Below are 15,701 nucleotides of genomic sequence, written 5' to 3'. Positions count from 1 at the left end.
CCGGCCTACAAACCACAGGCCCGGTAAGCAAAGCGCCACCGGGCGAAGCTATCAGAACATGGCCTTGCCATATTCCATATCAGACGTACCAAAGTATTTCGCAATGGTCTGGCCGATGTCCGCGAAGGATTCACGGTGACCCAGAGAGCCTGGTTTTACTTTCGGGCCGTACACCAGCACCGGAATGTGCTCGCGGGTGTGGTCGGTACCGGTCCAGGTCGGGTCGCAGCCGTGGTCGGCGGTCAGGATCAGAATGTCATCTTCACCCACCAGCTCCATCAGCTCCGGCAGACGGCGGTCGAACAGCTCCAGACCCGCAGCGTAGCCAGCGACGTCGCGACGGTGACCCCAGGAGGAGTCGAAATCGACGAAGTTGGTGAAGACGATAGTCTTGTCGCCCGCCTCTTTCATCTCTTTCACGGTAGCGTCAAACAGCGCGTCCAGACCGGTGGCTTTCACTTTTTTGGTGATGCCGCAGTTAGCGTAGATATCCGCAATCTTACCGACGGAAACCACCTGGCCATCTTTCTCTTCAACCAGTTTCTGCAGCACGGTCGGCGCTGGCGGTTCTACGGCCAGATCGTGACGGTTGCCGGTACGCTGGAAGTTGCCCGGTTTGTCGCCCACAAACGGACGCGCGATCACGCGGCCAATGTTGTAGCCGCCTTCGGTCAGCTCTTCACGGGCGATTTCGCACAGCTCGTAAAGACGATCCAGGCCAAAGGTCTCTTCGTGGCAGGCAATCTGGAACACGGAGTCAGCAGAGGTGTAGAAAATCGGCTTGCCGGTTTTCATGTGCTCTTCGCCGAGCTGGTCCAGAATGACGGTGCCGGAAGAGTGGCAGTTGCCGAGATAGCCCGGCAGGTTTGCGCGCTCAACCAGCTTATCCAGCAACTCCTGCGGGAAGCTGTTCTCGTGATCGGAGAAATAGCCCCAGTCGAACAGAACCGGCACACCGGCGATTTCCCAGTGGCCTGACGGGGTGTCTTTCCCGGAAGAGAGCTCGTGCGCCCAGGCGTATGCGCCAACCACTTCGGCGTTGGCGTCCATACCGGCTGCCACTTTACCGGTGGAACCTTCATGGGCTTTAACCAGGCCCAGACGGGTCAGGTTTGGCAGATGCAGCGGGCCCTGACGACCGTTGTTCGCTTCGCCTTTTGCACAGGCTTCAGCAATGTGACCCATGGTGTCTGCACCGGTGTCACCAAAGCGATCTGCATCTTCTGTAGCGCCGATGCCGAAAGAGTCCAGCACCATAATAAATGCACGTTTCATATGTTCTCCGTACTCAGTGCTTCATAAAAAAGCGATCAGATCAGTATACCGCTATTCGGTAATACGACGATAGACCGAAGGCGAGCTTTCTGGGGCATTATCCGCCAGAGTAATGGCAGCCTTCACGGCTTTCGCCGCGTCCTGCCAGCTGTTTTCATCTTTCGCGTGGATCACCGCCAGCGGACGTTGACCGTCAACGCTGTCGCCCAGACGGGCCATATCGGTGAAGCCGACGCTGTAATCAATGCTGTCGGAAGCCTGACGACGACCTCCGCCCATGGAGACCACCGCCATACCCAGCGCGCGAGTGTCCATCGCCGAGACGAAGCCTTCGGTATCCGCGTACACCGCTTTGCTGAGCATCGCGGTTGGCAGGTATTTGGCGTAGTTTTCCACGAAATCGGTCGGGCCTTTCTGGGCAGCAACCATGCGGCCAAAGATCTCCGCCGCTTTGCCGTTATCCAGCACCGCCTGCAGTTTCGCCCGGGCCTCGGCGTCATCGTTCGCCAGTTTGCCTGAGATGAGCATCTCGACGCACAGCGCCATGGTCACCTCGAACAGGCGCGGGTTGCGGTATTCACCTGTCAGGAACTGTACCGCTTCGCGCACTTCAACCGCGTTACCCGCGCTGGAAGCCAGCACCTGGTTCATGTCGGTAAGCAGTGCGGTGGTGCGCACGCCAGCGCCATTGGCAACGCCAACGATCGCTTCGGCAAGCGCCGCTGAGAGTTCGTAGGTCGGCATAAAGGCGCCGCTGCCCACTTTCACGTCCATCACCAGCGCATCCAGACCTTCGGCCAGTTTCTTGGCAAGGATCGAAGCGGTGATCAGCGGGATGGAGTCGACGGTCGCGGTAATGTCACGCGTGGCGTAAAAACGCTTGTCCGCCGGAGCAAGAGAGCTGGTCTGGCCGATAATCGCCACACCCACATCTTTAATAATGTCGCGGAAGCGGTTGTCATCCGGGAAGATATCGAAGCCCGGAATGGCTTCCAGTTTGTCGAGCGTGCCGCCGGTATGACCGAGGCCGCGCCCGGAAATCATTGGAATGTAGCCGCCGCAGGCAGCGACCATTGGCCCCAGCATCAGCGAGGTGACATCACCCACGCCGCCGGTGGAGTGTTTGTCCACGATCGGGCCATTAAGGTTAAGGCTCTTCCAGTCCAGAACGGTTCCTGAATCCCGCATCGCCATGGTCAGCGACACGCGCTCCGGCATCGCCATATCGTGGAAGAAAATGGTCATCGCCAGGGCGGCAATCTGCCCTTCAGAGATGGTATTGTCGCGAATGCCGTTGATAAAGAAACGGATCTCTTCGTCGCTTAAAGCATGACCATCACGTTTTTTACGAATAATTTCTTGTGCGAGAAACAAAATAACCCCCTGAGGAAGTGAGTCGAAGGCTAACCGTAGGCCGGGTAAGCGTAGCGCCACCCGGCGAACCGGAACAACGCCAGATGGCGGCTACGCCTTATCCGGCCTACAACGAATAGTGCTATTAGTAGCTGCTTGCGCTCTTACCGTCGCCGTGGCCCAGTGCTTTCAGCAGGCTGGCCAGCAGGCTGGATGCGCCGAAACGGTAGTGGCGGGAATCAGCCCAGTCGGCACCGAACAGCTCATCGGCAATCGCCAGGAACTGCTGCGCGTCTTCTGCGGTACGCACGCCGCCCGCCGGTTTGAAGCCCACGGTTTTTTCCACGCCCATATCGCGGATCACTTCCATCATGATGCGTGCGCTTTCCGGGGTGGCATTGACCGGCACTTTACCAGTGGAGGTTTTAATGAAGTCTGCACCCGCTTTAATAGAGATTTCAGACGCTTTACGGATTAAAGCCTCTTCTTTCAGCTCGCCGGTTTCGATGATCACTTTCAGCAGCACGTTTGCCGCTGCGCAGGCCTCTTTACAGGCTTTCACCAGCTCAAAGCCCACCTGCTCGTTACCGGCAATCAGCGCGCGGTAAGGGAAGACCACGTCAACTTCGTCAGCGCCGTAAGCGATGGCGGCGCGGGTCTCTGCCAGCGCGATTTCGATGTCGTCGTTACCGTGTGGGAAGTTGGTCACGGTGGCAATACGCACGTCCGGCGTGCCCTGCTCTTTCAGGGTCTTACGCGCGATCGGAATGAAACGCGGATAGATACAGATAGCCGCCGTGGTGCCCACCGGGGTTTTCGCCTGATGACACAGGGCGATCACTTTCTCGTTCGTGTCGTCGTCATTCAGGGTGGTCAGATCCATCAGTTTTAAAGCACGCAGGCTGCTTGCGGTTAAATCGGTCATAACATTCTCCGGGCGTATAGCCGTAAAATTTCACCTTGCGGGTCTGTGAGTATTCTAACATTCACCCGCTTTCTCACTTCGACATTCATCACAGTTAATGAAATATGCATACAAATTTGCATAACCATAATGAGATCAACTTCAAATAATTTAGCTACAACTGCTGATTAAAGCGTCAGGCACCCGCGCAGGATCAAAAGCAGCTGGCAGGAGTCTTTCTACAATCTTCCCCTGTCCATGCAGAAGAATAAGGAAGCGACAATGTCCCCATCCACCCCCGCCGCCCTGCAACAACGTTGCCAGAAAATTGTGACAAGCCCGGTGTTAAGTCCCGAACAAAAACGCCACTTTCTGGCGCTGGAGGCAGAAAACAATCTGCCCTACCCGGCCCTGGATAACGATGCGCGTCTGGCGCTGGCCGGGGGATTTATCTGCGATATGTTTGAAGGCCACGCGCCTTACAAACCGCGCTACGTGTTGCCTGACTATGCGCTGTTCCTGAAACAGGGTTCAGAATGGCTGGAACTGGAAGGCGCTCAGGATCTGGATGATGCGCTGTCGCTGCTGACCATCCTTTACCACCATGTTCCGTCCGTTACCGGCATGCCGGTGTTCCTTGGCCATCTCGATACGCTGCTGCAGCCGTATGTTAGAATTCTAACACAAGAAGAAATCGATATTCGAATAAAACGTTTCTGGCGCTACCTCGATCGCACCCTGCCGGATGCCTTCGTCCATGCCAATATCGGCCCGGCAGACGGCCCGATAACGCGCGCCATTTTACGCGCCGATGCAGAAATTAAGCAGGTTTCACCCAATCTCACCTTTATTTACGATCCCAAAATCACGCCGGACGATCTGCTGCTGGAGGTGGCGAAGAACATCTGCGAATGCAGTAAACCGCATATCTCCAACGGGCCGGTAAATGATAAAATTTTCACAAAAAATGGCTTTGGCGTGGTCAGCTGTTACAACTCGCTGCCGCTGGCAGGCGGGGGAAGCACCCTTGTGCGCCTCAACCTGAAGGCCATCGCGGAGCAGAGCGAAACCCTCGAGGCGTTCTTTACCCGCACCCTGCCGCACTACTGTCAGCAGCAGATCGCCATCATCGATGCGCGCTGCGACTTCCTGTATCAGCGTTCCGGCTTCTTTGAGAATAGCTTCCTGGTGAAAGAAGGGCTGATCGATCCCGACCGTTTTGTGCCCATGTTCGGCATGTACGGCCTCGCCGAAGCGGTGAACGTGCTGTGCGAGAAAGCGGGGATTAACGGGCGCTACGGCAAAGATGACCAGGCCAATGCGCTGGGGTATCGCATCAGCGAGCAGCTGGCGGCCTTTGTGGAAGCCACCCCGGTCAAATATGGCTGGCGACACCGCGCCATGCTCCATGCCCAGTCGGGGATCAGCTCTGACGTGGACACCACGCCGGGGGCGCGTCTGCCGTATGGCGATGAGCCGGATCCGATTAGCCACCTGCTGGCGGTCGCGCCGCATCATCGCCACTACCACGCCGGGATCAGCGACATCCTGACCCTGGACGAGACCGTGAAGCGCAATCCGCAGGCGGTGGTGGAACTCTGTCTGGGCGCTTTCCGCGCCGGGATGCGCGAATTCAGCGCTAACGTTTCAGGGAACGATCTGGTTCGCGTGACGGGGTATATGGTGCGGCTGTCCGATCTGGAAAAATACCGCGCCGAAGGCTCACGCACCAACACCACCTGGCTGGGCGAAGAGGCCGCCCGCAACACCCGCATACTGGAGCGCCAGCCGCGCGTGATAAGCCATGAACAGCAGACGCGCTTTAGTCAGTAAGGTTATCCCGTTCTCCTGCGTTGACGGGCCCGGCAGCCGCCTGGCCCTGTTTCTGCAGGGGTGCAACCTGCGCTGCAAAACCTGCCACAACCCGTGGACCATTGGGCGCTGCAACGACTGCGCCGCCTGCGTGCCGCACTGCCCGCACGATGCGCTGAATATTCAGGCCGGACGGGTCTGGTGGGATGACGCGACCTGCCAGCAGTGCGATACCTGTCTGCAAATGTGCCCGCAGCAGGCGACGCCCATGGCGCAGCGGTTAAGCGTGGAGGAGGTTATCGTGCAGATCCGCAAGGTCGCGCCCTTTATCTCCGGCATCACCGTCAGCGGCGGGGAAGCCACCACCCAGCTGCCGTTTCTGGTGGCGCTGTTTTCCGCGCTGAAAGCCGATCCGCAGCTGCAGCATTTGTCCTGTCTGGTGGACAGTAACGGCCTGTTAAGCGAAACCGGCTGGCAAAAGCTGCTCCCGGTATTTGATGGCGCAATGGTCGATCTTAAGGCCTGGGACAACGCCCATCACCGTTTTCTGACCGGGCGCGACAACGCGCTTATCAAGCACAGCATTCGCTGGCTGGCGGCACACAACCGGCTGAGCGAGCTGCGTTTACTGGTGATCCCGGATCGCTGTGATTACCTGACGCACCATCGCGAACTGGTCAAATTTATCCGTCAGCTGGGGGATGTTCCGGTCAGGATCAACGCTTTTCATGCCCATGGCGTCTACGGCGAAGCCCGTCACTGGCGCAGCGCGACGGCCGATGATGTCGAACCGCTGGCGCAGCTGCTGGAGCGGGAGCAGATCGCAGTGATCCGCCCGGCGCTCTATCTATAGCGGCAGGTTGAACAGCGCCCGGGTGTTATCCAGCAGCGCCTGGGCGATCTCATCCGCGGGCTCCGGGCGCAGTTCACACAGCGTGGTAAATACCCTCGCCGCCTGCTCAGGGCGGTTCGGCTGGCCCTGAAAACCGTTGAGCGGCATATCGGGGGCGTCGGTCTCCAGCAACAGGGCGGAGAGCGGTAGCTGCGCCATCACATCGCGGGTTTTACTCGCGCGGGGATAGGTGATGGTGCCGCCGACGCCAATTTTATAGCCCATCTCCACAAAACGCTGGGCCTGCTGCAGGCTTCCGGCAAAGCCATGGACCACCCCGGTTCGCGGCAGATTGTGGCGCCTGAGGTGCATCGCCAGCTTGTCGTGGGTGCGCCGGGAGTGGAGGATCACCGGCAGATCGTAGCGTTTCGCCAGCTTCAGCTGGGCATCGAGGATCGCTTCCTGTCGTTCGAAGTGAGGATCCTCGCGATAGAGATCGAGGCCGATCTCCCCCACCGCCACCAGCCTTTCCGGCTTCGCCGCCAGCGCTGCTTCAAGCTTATCCAGATGCGCATCCTGATGGGATTCAATCACAATGGGATGCAGACCCAGGGCCATATACAGCGCCGGGTAGCGCGCCCCGAGATCCAACACCCGATCGATGCTCGCCACATCTATGGCCGGAACCACGATGGCCATAACGCCCGCCTCAGCGGCACGCTGGATGCTGGCGGGCTCATCACCGGTAAAGGGGGAGAAATCAAAGTGACAATGGGTATCAATAAAGCGGTAAGTCACGCCAGATCCTCGTTATCAAACAGGGTGTCGTTGGCCTGCGGGGCATCCACGAGCGGGGTGGTAAGCGCATCGTTGGCCACGCTTGCAGGAGGAACCACCACCGTGGCCGGGGCGATGATCCGCTGGTGGCGGCGCAGCGGCGGCTGTTCGGCCAGCAGTTTGCCCACCGTCGCCAGGAAATAGCGCCCGCACAGACGTCCGGTTTTGTAGTCGTCCCGCAGAGCGGGGATGCGGCTGCCCAGCGCCATGCTGTTAAGCGGTTTTGGCGGATAGATTTCGAAGATCCTGAGTTTGCCCGGCGGCTTTTCAATAAAATGCTGGATGGCGTGATAGCTCGCCTCATGGTGCGACACCAGGTTGAGCATCGGTTGCAGGCTGCTTTCACCCAGCCAGCGCTCCATCCGCTTAAACCACTGCGGCGTATAGTACATCTGCGACGGCACGGTGCGGATCACCACGATGGTATTCGCGCCGCGTCGGGCCGCCTCCTGCACCGGGATCGCATCGCTGACGCCGCCGTCCAGATAGCTAATCCCGTCCAGCAGCGCCCCCGTGCGGTAGAAACCGGGGATGGCGCTGGAGGCGCGAAGAATATCCAGCCAGTTCTCTTTTTGCGGCGAAAAGTAGCTTGCCGAGTAGTCATCGCCGCGACAGGCGCACATCCAGAAGGCTTTGCCGGCATCGAACAGACGCGAGGCGCTGTCCATCGCCAGCGGCATTTTGCTGGCGGTGGCGTCCAGCAGCCAGTCGAGATCGATCAGATTGCCGCCGCGCACAAAGCGCAGCGGATCGAAGAAATCGCGGGAGGTGGTGTAACGCATGATCACTTTGCGGGCGTAACCCGGCTGATTACAGACATAGGCCGAAAGATTCTGCGCTCCGGCGGAAGTGCCAAAAAAGAGATCGAACGGGTTAAACTGCGCGCGCATAAACTCATCCAGCACGCCGGCCGTGAAGATCCCTCGCTGCCCACCGCCTTCACATACCAGCGTAATCTGGCCTGGCCGAAAGGGTTTCAGTGCTAACGGCGCAATGTTGCCGAGCGTAACCGGAATTCGCTGCCCCACCTCTGCTTCCTGTTTTTTTATTTGTTATATCCCTACACAGTAGCGCACACCCGCCGGTTTTCCCAAACCGGATGTACGCCAAATAAAAAGGCCCATGCTTAACATGGGCCTTTTCTTCAGCATAACGGTTACCTGAGCTATGGACGACGGCGTCCGGTGAACAGGCTTACCAGGAACAGGATAATACCGACGACGAAGACAATTTTCGCCGCACCCGCCGCGGTACCCGCCAGACCACCAAAACCCAGAGCGGCGGCAATTAACGCGATAACCAGAAAAATGATGCCCCAACGAAACATATGACTCTCCTTTACCATAGTTAATGTCGACCGCATGGTGAGCGCTCAGGTTTGCTCACGGCGATATCTACATGTTTAATTCTTATCTCGCCTTCTGGCCTCAGCCAGAAGGACGAATTATCGATTTTTATTTCACTTTCAGATCGTTTTTAACGCTTTTCACGCCATCAATAGCTTTGGCGATGCTTTCAGCACGGTCGCTCTGTGCTTTTGACTCTACTTCACCGCTCAGCTGTACCACGCCGTCAGTGGTTTCCACTTTCACGTGACGTGATGGGACGATGTCATCGGCCAGCAGTTTGGCTTTAATTTCGCTGGTGGTCGCTGCGTCACCGGCATAGCCCTTGGCAGATTGCTCTTTGCCATCACGGACATGCAGTTTATCGCTGACGGATTTCACACCTTCAACACCTTTCGCCACGCTAACGGCTTTTTCAGCCTGCGCCTGGCTTTCTACAAAGCCACTCAGCGTAACGACGTTTTTATCGGTTTCTACGGAAATATCGGTGCTCTTAATGTCATCAGCATCCACCAGCGCAGCTTTTACTTTTGCTGTGATAGAGCTGTCATCCATGAAGTTACCGACTTTATTCATAGAGTTATCGATTTTTTCACCAGCGGTATTGGCTGTGGATTGCGCTTTGTCGGTTGCAGTGGTTTCCGCCATCGCAGAACCGCATACCAGTGCGCTACCCATCATTACCGCCAGCAGAGTTTTCGAAATCTTCAGTTTTTTAGTATTCATCGATGTATTCCTGTGTTTTGCTCCGACTTCGAGCGTCAATCATTACGTGCAAGTAGTCTTTATTACTACCAATCAACACTCGGGCGAGATGAGAACCTTATCAACACGCATTGAATAGAGCTTTCATCTGCGCCCGGTGTTAAACACTGAGTTAAATATAGATCACTCTCACAGGCGCGCTTTCAGAATCGGGCAAAAAATGAGCAATAAGCAGCAAAAGCCGTTGAATTAAGAACATTCCGCAAGGGATTAATAAGGCAGGGATTTAAAGAAATTTAAGCAGAGCACGGCGGCTGCCGTGCTCCGGGAAGGGATTAGTGCTCGCGGGTTTTGCGGAACTGAATATCCGGATAACGATCGTGCGCCAGGTTCAGGTTAACCATGGTCGGGGCGATATAGGTGAGGTTATCACCGCCGTCGAGCGCCAGTTGGATCTCGTTCTTACGCTTGAACTCTTCGAATTTCTTCACGTCAGAACACTCTACCCAGCGGGCGGTCGCCACGTTCACCGATTCGTAAATCGCTTCAACGTTGTACTCGCTCTTCAGGCGGGCAACCACCACGTCAAACTGCAGCACACCCACGGCGCCCACGATCAGGTCGTTATTGGCGATTGGACGGAACACCTGTACCGCGCCCTCTTCCGACAGCTGAACCAGCCCTTTCAGCAGCTGTTTCTGCTTCAGCGGATCCTTCAGGCGGATACGGCGGAACAGTTCCGGTGCGAAGTTCGGAATACCGGTGAACTTCATCATCTCGCCCTGGGTAAAGGTGTCACCAATCTGGATGGTGCCGTGGTTATGCAGACCGATGATGTCGCCCGGGTACGCCTCTTCCACGTGGGAACGGTCGCCGGCCATAAAGGTCAGCGCATCGGAGATCACCACGTCTTTACCGGTGCGCACCTGGCGCAGCTTCATGCCTTTTTCATATTTGCCGGAGACCACACGCATAAACGCCACGCGGTCGCGGTGTTTCGGGTCCATGTTGGCCTGAATCTTAAAGACGAAGCCGGTGAACTTCTCTTCGCTGGCAACCACTTCACGGGTGTCGGTGTTACGCGGCATCGGCTGCGGCGCCCACTCCACCAGGCCGTCAAGCATATGGTCTACGCCGAAGTTACCCAGTGCGGTACCGAAGAAGACCGGGGTAATTTCGCCGCTCAGGAACAGCTCCTGGTCAAATTCGTGGGAAGCGCCTTTGACCAGCTCCAGCTCATCACGCAGCTGGCCTGCCAGCTCTTCGCCTACCGCCGCGTCCAGATCCGGGTTATCCAGCCCTTTCACGACCCGCACTTCCTGGATGGTGTGACCTTTACCGGTCTGATACAGGTAAGTTTCGTCTTTATAAAGGTGGTAAACACCCTTGAAGAGCTTGCCGCAGCCAATCGGCCAGGTGATTGGCGCACAGGCGATCTTCAGCTCGCGCTCCACTTCATCCATCACTTCCATCGGATCGCGGATGTCGCGGTCGAGTTTGTTCATGAAGGTCAGGATCGGCGTATCGCGCAGACGGGTGACTTCCATCAGCTTACGGGTACGATCCTCAACGCCTTTTGCGGCATCGATAACCATCAGGCAGCAGTCCACCGCCGTCAGGGTACGGTAGGTATCTTCGGAGAAGTCTTCGTGACCCGGGGTGTCCAGCAGGTTCACCAGGCAGTCGTGATACGGGAACTGCATCACGGAGGTGGTAATAGAGATACCACGCTGCTTTTCCATCTCCATCCAGTCCGATTTTGCATGCTGGGCGGAGCCACGGCCTTTTACCGTACCGGCGGTCTGGATAGCCTGTCCGAACAGCAACACCTTTTCGGTGATTGTCGTTTTACCGGCATCCGGGTGAGAGATAATGGCAAAAGTACGGCGTTTCGCCACCTCTTGCAGATAAGGAGACAACGTCATAATTAAATCTTCTTTAAAAAGCGCGACAGCAGGCCGCGCATCATGAATACGAAAATGCGGCTATTTTACCCATCAATGGGGGGCAGGCAATCAATGTTTACACAGGAGTTGCTCCAGTTCGCCGAGGGAGGTCACGGTCCAGGTCGGTTTGATTCCCTCAGGCAGGGTGCGATTGTGCGCGTTCAGCCAGCAGGTTGACAGCCCGGCGTTCATCCCGCCAAGGATATCGGACTCCGCCGTGTCCCCTACCATCAGCACTTTTGACCGGTCAGGGTTCCCGGCCTGAGCCAGCGCATAATCGAAGATTTGCGGGGCCGGTTTTGCCACGCCCACCTGTTCTGAAATCACTAATAAATCAAAGTAGTCACGAAAACCGGTCCGCTCAAGGCGGATCTGCTGGAGCGCGGTAAAGCCGTTGGTGATGATCCCGAGCTTCGCCTTGCCCTTCAGGGAGGCGAGCAGCGACGCGGCGCCCGGCAGCGGGGCGCAGATCTCGGCCATCGCATTCAGGAAGGCATTGTTCAGATCGCCTGGCGGAACGTTAAGGCGATCCGACCACCCCTGGAAACGCTGGTGCTGAAGCTGTAACGCGGTGATAGCGCCGTTCTGGTAGTCCACCCACAGCGGTTTATTCACCGTCTGGTAATCCTGGAAGTCTTCAGCGGTAAAGGTCACGCTGTAGTCGAGAAACATCCGCTGTAAGCCGCCGTACGCGTCAAAGGTAAACAGCGTTTCGTCAGCATCAAAGAAAATCCAGTCCCAGTTCATCGTTACAACCTTTATTAGTTATCCAAGCGGCAGAGCCATGATGATGGCGTCTTCACGTCCTTCTGCGGTGGGGTAATAGTTACGGCGGATCGTCGCCTCGTTAAAGCCCAGGCTTTCATAGAGTGCGATGGCGGCGACGTTCGAGGCCCGTACTTCCAGCCACAGCGTGAACACGTCTCGTGCTTCAAGCTCGCGAATTAAATGCTCCAGCAGTTCTCTGCCCAGCCCACGGCGCTGGAAAGCAGGATCTACAGCGATGTTAAACAGCGTCGCTTCATCCAGAACGACCTGCGTGATGGCAAATGCCGCCAGCTGATTATCGACATCCAGCCGATAGTTCAGGTAACGCTCACCCTGGTTGCTGGCAAAGGTTTTTTCACTCCACGGAAAGGCGTGGGCGCGTTTTTCGATGTCAAAAGCCTGCGCTAAATCAGTCGTCTTGAGGGAAGAAATTGTGTTCATGTTCGCAGATTTGTTGCCACAGCGCGCGACGTGCCGCCGGGTTTACGTTAAGTTCGTCCAGGGCTGGCGTGGCCATGCTCGCGCCCTCCAGAGCAATCTCTTCCTGTACGCCAAGCTGCCAGCTGTTGCAGCGGCTGCCCTCGGGCAGCATGGCGACGCGATCGGGCGTCAGCTGCAGCACCTGATCGGCACCCAGCCTCAGCGCGCGCAGCACGTCGGCCACCACCGGCTCGCTCAGTGCGGGCAGGCTCTTCGCCACCATTACCAGACGAATATGCGCCGGAAGGGAGATGGCGATTTCACCCTGCAATGCCGCCGGGCGGCGCAGCGCCCACTGGGTAATGCCCAGTTGCTGTAATTGCCTGTCTCGTCGGGATGCCATTGCCAAAACTCCTGTTTGTCAGGCGCGCAAATATACCAAATGTGTCGAATCTGCGCCATCTACCTACTATAATCCCCGCCTGAGTTTATAGAGGAACAATTCATGTTTGCATTTACCCCGGCAAGTGAAGTCTTGCTGCGCCACAGTGATGATTTCGAACAAAGCCGTATTCTGTTTGCCGGAGATATGCAGGATGACCTGCCTGCCCGTTTCGAGTGTGCCGACAGCCGTGCGCACACCCAGCAGTATCACCACTGGCAGGTGCTGAGCCGTCAGATGGGCGAGCGCGTCCGTTTCAGCCTGGTGGCCGAACAGGCCGACGTGGCCGATTGCGACACGCTGATCTACTACTGGCCGAAGAACAAACCCGAAGCCCAGTTCCAGCTGATGAACCTGCTCTCCCTGCTGCCGGTGGGTTGCGATATCTTCGTTGTCGGTGAAAACCGCAGCGGCGTGCGCAGCGCTGAGCAGATGCTGGCGGAGTACGCCACCCTGACCAAAATCGACAGCGCCCGTCGCTGCGGCTTCTATCATGGCCGTCTGGACAAAAAACCGTCCTTCGACGCGGAAAAATACTGGGGCGAATATCAGCTTGATGGCCTGACCATCAAAACCCTGCCGGGCGTCTTCAGCCGTGACGGTCTGGACGTGGGCAGCCAGCTGCTGCTCTCCACCTTCACGCCGCACACCAAAGGCAAAGTGCTGGACGTCGGCTGTGGCGCAGGCGTGCTCTCCGCCGTGCTGGCCAGCCACTCACCGAAAGTGCGTTTAACCCTGACGGATGTCGGCGCATCAGCCATCGAAGCCAGCCGCGCCACCCTTGCGGCCAACGGCATTGAAGGCGAAGTGTTTGCTTCCAACGTTCTGTCCGACGTGACCGGCCGTTTCGATATGATTATCTCTAACCCGCCGTTCCATGATGGGGTAGAAACCACCCTCGAAGCGGCGCAGACCCTGATCCGCACCGCGGTGCGTCATCTGAACAGCGGCGGCGAGCTGCGTATCGTGGCAAACGCCTTCCTGCCGTACCCGAAAGTGCTGGACGAAGTCTTTGGTTTCCACGAAGTGCTGGCGCAAACCGGCCGCTTTAAGATCTACCGCGCGATCATGACCCGCCAGGCGAAGAAATAACGCCCCCCAGGCCTGATCCGCCCGATCAGGCCATTTTGCAACAAATAAAACATCCGGCACAATTATCTGTTGACGAACAGCTGAAAACATCTAGAATGCGCCTCCGTGGTTACGATACTTTTTTTGTATCGATGGTATGCGAAGGTGGCGGAATTGGTAGACGCGCTAGCTTCAGGTGTTAGTGTCCTTAGGATGTGGGGGTTCGAGTCCCCCCCCTCGCACCAATAACCATGATTGATATTGCTCGCACTGGGCGAAGGTGGCGGAATTGGTAGACGCGCTAGCTTCAGGTGTTAGTGTCCTTAGGATGTGGGGGTTCGAGTCCCCCCCCTCGCACCAACGAGGCGATATCAACAAAATAAGATGACTGTGCGAAGGTGGCGGAATTGGTAGACGCGCTAGCTTCAGGTGTTAGTGTCCTTAGGATGTGGGGGTTCGAGTCCCCCCCCTCGCACCAATTATCTTATCTCTCCTTAGAAATTCTCTCTTTCTCCCGTTAGTTCAGATTCATCACCAGAACCCACATGCCCGCTATCAGCGCGACACATGATGGCAGCAGCACGAAATGCCGCAGTTGTTTATGCCAGATCATGGCAGATGAAATCAGCAATCCCGACGCGATAATCACTTTCCAGACCGCCAGCGACAGATCGGTACACGCCAGCCCGGCAATCACCATGCCCGGCAGTATCACTCCCCATCCACTTCCTAACGCCCTGCTCAACATGATCCGTCTCTCATCTCGATAATGATAACCAATATCATATGATAGATTTTCTCATTTGTCAGCGTTAAGTCTGAATGCGTAAAATTCCTTGCGAACGGTTTTATCTATAGTTAGGATTGGCAATCATTATCATTTAGATTTTTATCCAGCTAACTTATGTCCATACGTTCTGCACAAGCCGTCGAGAATATCATCTGGCAAACTCCCCTCCCGACCGGGCCTTCAGGGCTTGCGGACGCGGTGCGTGAGACCATTGCCGGGACGCGTGCCTATCTGCTGGACGTCATCAAGCTGGACGAACCCCATCCGCATCACGCTCTGACGCTGGCGCAGTGGCAACGCCCTGCCGAGCTGCAGTCGTTGCTGGCGACCTACTCCGATCATATTTACCGTAATCAGCCTACGCTGGCGCGCGAGAACAAGCCGCTGCTGTCGCTGTGGGCGCAGTGGTATATCGGGCTGATGGTGCCGCCATTGATGCTGGCCCTGCTTACCCAGGACGTGGCGCTGGATCTTTCTCCTGAGCACTTCCACGTTGAGTTCCATGAGACCGGGCGCGCCGCCTGCTTCTGGATCGACGTCCACGAAGACAGCCAGACGACCTCGCTTTCGGCGCAGCAGCGGATGGACGTGCTGATTACCCGCGCGCTGATCCCGGTTGTGGAAGCGCTGGAAGAGACGGGCGAGATCAACGCCAAACTTATCTGGAGCAATACCGGCTACTTAATTCACTGGTATCTGACCGAAATGAAAACCCTGCTGGGGGATGAGAAAGTGGACGCCCTGCGTCAAGGAATTTTCTTTGCCCGCCAGCTTTCTGATGGCCGTGACAACCCGCTTTACCGCACCGTCGTTCCACGCGACGGGCTGCTGGTGCGCCGCACCTGCTGTCAGCGCTATCGCCTGCCGGATGTTCAACAGTGCGGCGACTGTACGCTTAAGTAGCGTTGTGCGGTCTGTTGCCTTCTCCCATCGGGTTGAGGGATCCCCACAAAAAATAGTGGCACGGTCGGCCCCCTCTCCATTCAGGGAGAGGGCTGGGGTGAGGGGGAGCATGCGACTGTGGTGGTGGTTCCGTTCACTGTATGTTTTGTGCTTCTCTGTCAGCTGCGTCACCCGTGAACGTGCCAGGGGGGCTCGCCGTGCACTGAACCCCGTTTCCTGGACACCTCTATTCTTGTGTTTTTTCTGCCTGAGTCCGGTACGCCACCGGGCTCAGGCCGCCAGTTTTCAGGCTGATTC

General features: G+C 57.0%; 16 protein-coding genes and 3 tRNA genes. 7 read left to right on the top strand and 12 right to left on the bottom strand.

What is annotated here, in order from left to right:
• Positions 1 to 51: 51 nt before the first annotated feature.
• From deoB to deoC, 3 genes are all read right to left on the bottom strand, one after another.
• Positions 52 to 1,275 carry a phosphopentomutase gene (gene deoB, locus K5I40_RS14805; RefSeq protein WP_223075001.1) on the bottom strand — a complete coding sequence of 408 codons (1,224 nt, stop codon included), beginning with the start codon at positions 1,273 to 1,275 and terminating at the stop codon, positions 52 to 54.
• 51 nt (positions 1,276 to 1,326) lie between these two features.
• A complete protein-coding gene (deoA, locus tag K5I40_RS14800) occupies positions 1,327 to 2,649 on the bottom strand; it encodes a thymidine phosphorylase (RefSeq protein ID WP_223075002.1) in 1,323 nt (440 codons plus the stop codon).
• A 124-nt stretch (positions 2,650 to 2,773) separates the two neighbouring features.
• Positions 2,774 to 3,553, bottom strand: coding sequence for a deoxyribose-phosphate aldolase (gene deoC / locus K5I40_RS14795; RefSeq protein ID WP_052246194.1), 780 nt, complete (start codon positions 3,551 to 3,553; stop codon positions 2,774 to 2,776).
• A gap of 261 nt (positions 3,554 to 3,814) precedes the next feature.
• Between deoC and K5I40_RS14790 the strand changes: the two genes are divergently transcribed.
• Both K5I40_RS14790 and K5I40_RS14785 read left to right on the top strand, forming a co-directional pair.
• Positions 3,815 to 5,365 (top strand): YjjI family glycine radical enzyme, encoded by a 1,551-nt coding sequence (locus K5I40_RS14790; protein WP_223075003.1) that lies wholly within the window; start codon positions 3,815 to 3,817, stop codon positions 5,363 to 5,365.
• The gene (locus K5I40_RS14785; protein WP_223075004.1) at positions 5,337 to 6,197 is read left to right on the top strand and encodes a YjjW family glycine radical enzyme activase; all 861 of its coding nucleotides are present in this window, start codon (positions 5,337 to 5,339) and stop codon (positions 6,195 to 6,197) included. Before K5I40_RS14790 ends, K5I40_RS14785 begins: the two co-directional genes overlap by 29 nt.
• Here the strand turns inward: K5I40_RS14785 and K5I40_RS14780 are convergent.
• The 8 genes from K5I40_RS14780 to K5I40_RS14745 form a co-directional block, all read right to left on the bottom strand.
• Positions 6,192 to 6,974 carry a metal-dependent hydrolase gene (locus tag K5I40_RS14780; RefSeq protein ID WP_223075005.1) on the bottom strand — a complete coding sequence of 261 codons (783 nt, stop codon included), beginning with the start codon at positions 6,972 to 6,974 and terminating at the stop codon, positions 6,192 to 6,194. The two genes, K5I40_RS14785 and K5I40_RS14780, sit on opposite strands and share 6 nt — an antisense overlap.
• Positions 6,971 to 8,041, bottom strand: coding sequence for a patatin family protein (locus K5I40_RS14775; RefSeq protein ID WP_223075006.1), 1,071 nt, complete (start codon positions 8,039 to 8,041; stop codon positions 6,971 to 6,973). Before K5I40_RS14775 ends, K5I40_RS14780 begins: the two co-directional genes overlap by 4 nt.
• A gap of 137 nt (positions 8,042 to 8,178) precedes the next feature.
• Entirely contained in the window at positions 8,179 to 8,340 is a 162-nt protein-coding gene (locus K5I40_RS14770) for a DUF1328 domain-containing protein (protein WP_002887716.1), read from the bottom strand.
• A gap of 127 nt (positions 8,341 to 8,467) precedes the next feature.
• On the bottom strand, positions 8,468 to 9,085 hold the full coding sequence (gene osmY, locus K5I40_RS14765) for a molecular chaperone OsmY (RefSeq protein ID WP_039030473.1): 618 nt from the start codon (positions 9,083 to 9,085) through the stop codon (positions 8,468 to 8,470).
• A gap of 314 nt (positions 9,086 to 9,399) precedes the next feature.
• Positions 9,400 to 10,989 carry a peptide chain release factor 3 gene (gene prfC, locus K5I40_RS14760; RefSeq protein ID WP_039030474.1) on the bottom strand — a complete coding sequence of 530 codons (1,590 nt, stop codon included), beginning with the start codon at positions 10,987 to 10,989 and terminating at the stop codon, positions 9,400 to 9,402.
• A 90-nt stretch (positions 10,990 to 11,079) separates the two neighbouring features.
• The gene (yjjG, locus tag K5I40_RS14755) at positions 11,080 to 11,757 is read right to left on the bottom strand and encodes a pyrimidine 5'-nucleotidase (RefSeq protein ID WP_138370375.1); all 678 of its coding nucleotides are present in this window, start codon (positions 11,755 to 11,757) and stop codon (positions 11,080 to 11,082) included.
• Positions 11,758 to 11,775: 18 nt separating this feature from the next.
• Positions 11,776 to 12,219, bottom strand: coding sequence for a ribosomal protein S18-alanine N-acetyltransferase (gene rimI, locus K5I40_RS14750; protein WP_138370374.1), 444 nt, complete (start codon positions 12,217 to 12,219; stop codon positions 11,776 to 11,778).
• Positions 12,188 to 12,601 carry a DNA polymerase III subunit psi gene (locus K5I40_RS14745; RefSeq protein WP_138370373.1) on the bottom strand — a complete coding sequence of 138 codons (414 nt, stop codon included), beginning with the start codon at positions 12,599 to 12,601 and terminating at the stop codon, positions 12,188 to 12,190. The genes rimI and K5I40_RS14745 overlap by 32 nt, the downstream gene beginning before the upstream one ends.
• Before the next feature lie 102 nt (positions 12,602 to 12,703).
• Here K5I40_RS14745 and rsmC point away from each other — a divergent pair, with 102 nt between their 5' ends.
• The 4 genes from rsmC (at position 12,704) to K5I40_RS14725 (ending at position 14,189) form a co-directional block, all read left to right on the top strand.
• Positions 12,704 to 13,732, top strand: coding sequence for a 16S rRNA (guanine(1207)-N(2))-methyltransferase RsmC (rsmC, locus tag K5I40_RS14740; RefSeq protein ID WP_223075007.1), 1,029 nt, complete (start codon positions 12,704 to 12,706; stop codon positions 13,730 to 13,732).
• 138 nt (positions 13,733 to 13,870) lie between these two features.
• Positions 13,871 to 13,956, top strand: a tRNA-Leu gene (locus K5I40_RS14735).
• 29 nt (positions 13,957 to 13,985) lie between these two features.
• Positions 13,986 to 14,071: transfer RNA gene (locus K5I40_RS14730), tRNA-Leu, on the top strand.
• A gap of 32 nt (positions 14,072 to 14,103) precedes the next feature.
• Positions 14,104 to 14,189: transfer RNA gene (locus K5I40_RS14725), tRNA-Leu, on the top strand.
• Between the two features lie 39 nt (positions 14,190 to 14,228).
• Here K5I40_RS14725 and K5I40_RS14720 read toward each other — a convergent pair.
• Positions 14,229 to 14,459 carry a DUF1435 domain-containing protein gene (locus K5I40_RS14720; RefSeq protein WP_039030479.1) on the bottom strand — a complete coding sequence of 77 codons (231 nt, stop codon included), beginning with the start codon at positions 14,457 to 14,459 and terminating at the stop codon, positions 14,229 to 14,231.
• Between the two features lie 156 nt (positions 14,460 to 14,615).
• On the opposite strand from K5I40_RS14720, the gene fhuF reads away from it, so the two are divergent.
• Complete coding sequence (gene fhuF / locus K5I40_RS14715; RefSeq protein ID WP_223075008.1) at positions 14,616 to 15,404, top strand: siderophore-iron reductase FhuF; 789 nt, start codon at positions 14,616 to 14,618, stop codon at positions 15,402 to 15,404.
• Positions 15,405 to 15,701 lie beyond the last annotated feature (297 nt).

This window comes from Leclercia sp. LTM14 (assembly GCF_023736175.1).
In the GTDB taxonomy this organism is placed as follows: domain Bacteria; phylum Pseudomonadota; class Gammaproteobacteria; order Enterobacterales; family Enterobacteriaceae; genus Enterobacter; species Enterobacter barmai.
Note: the sequence above shows the minus strand (reverse complement) of the source record. Positions and strands in the feature narration are given on the sequence as shown.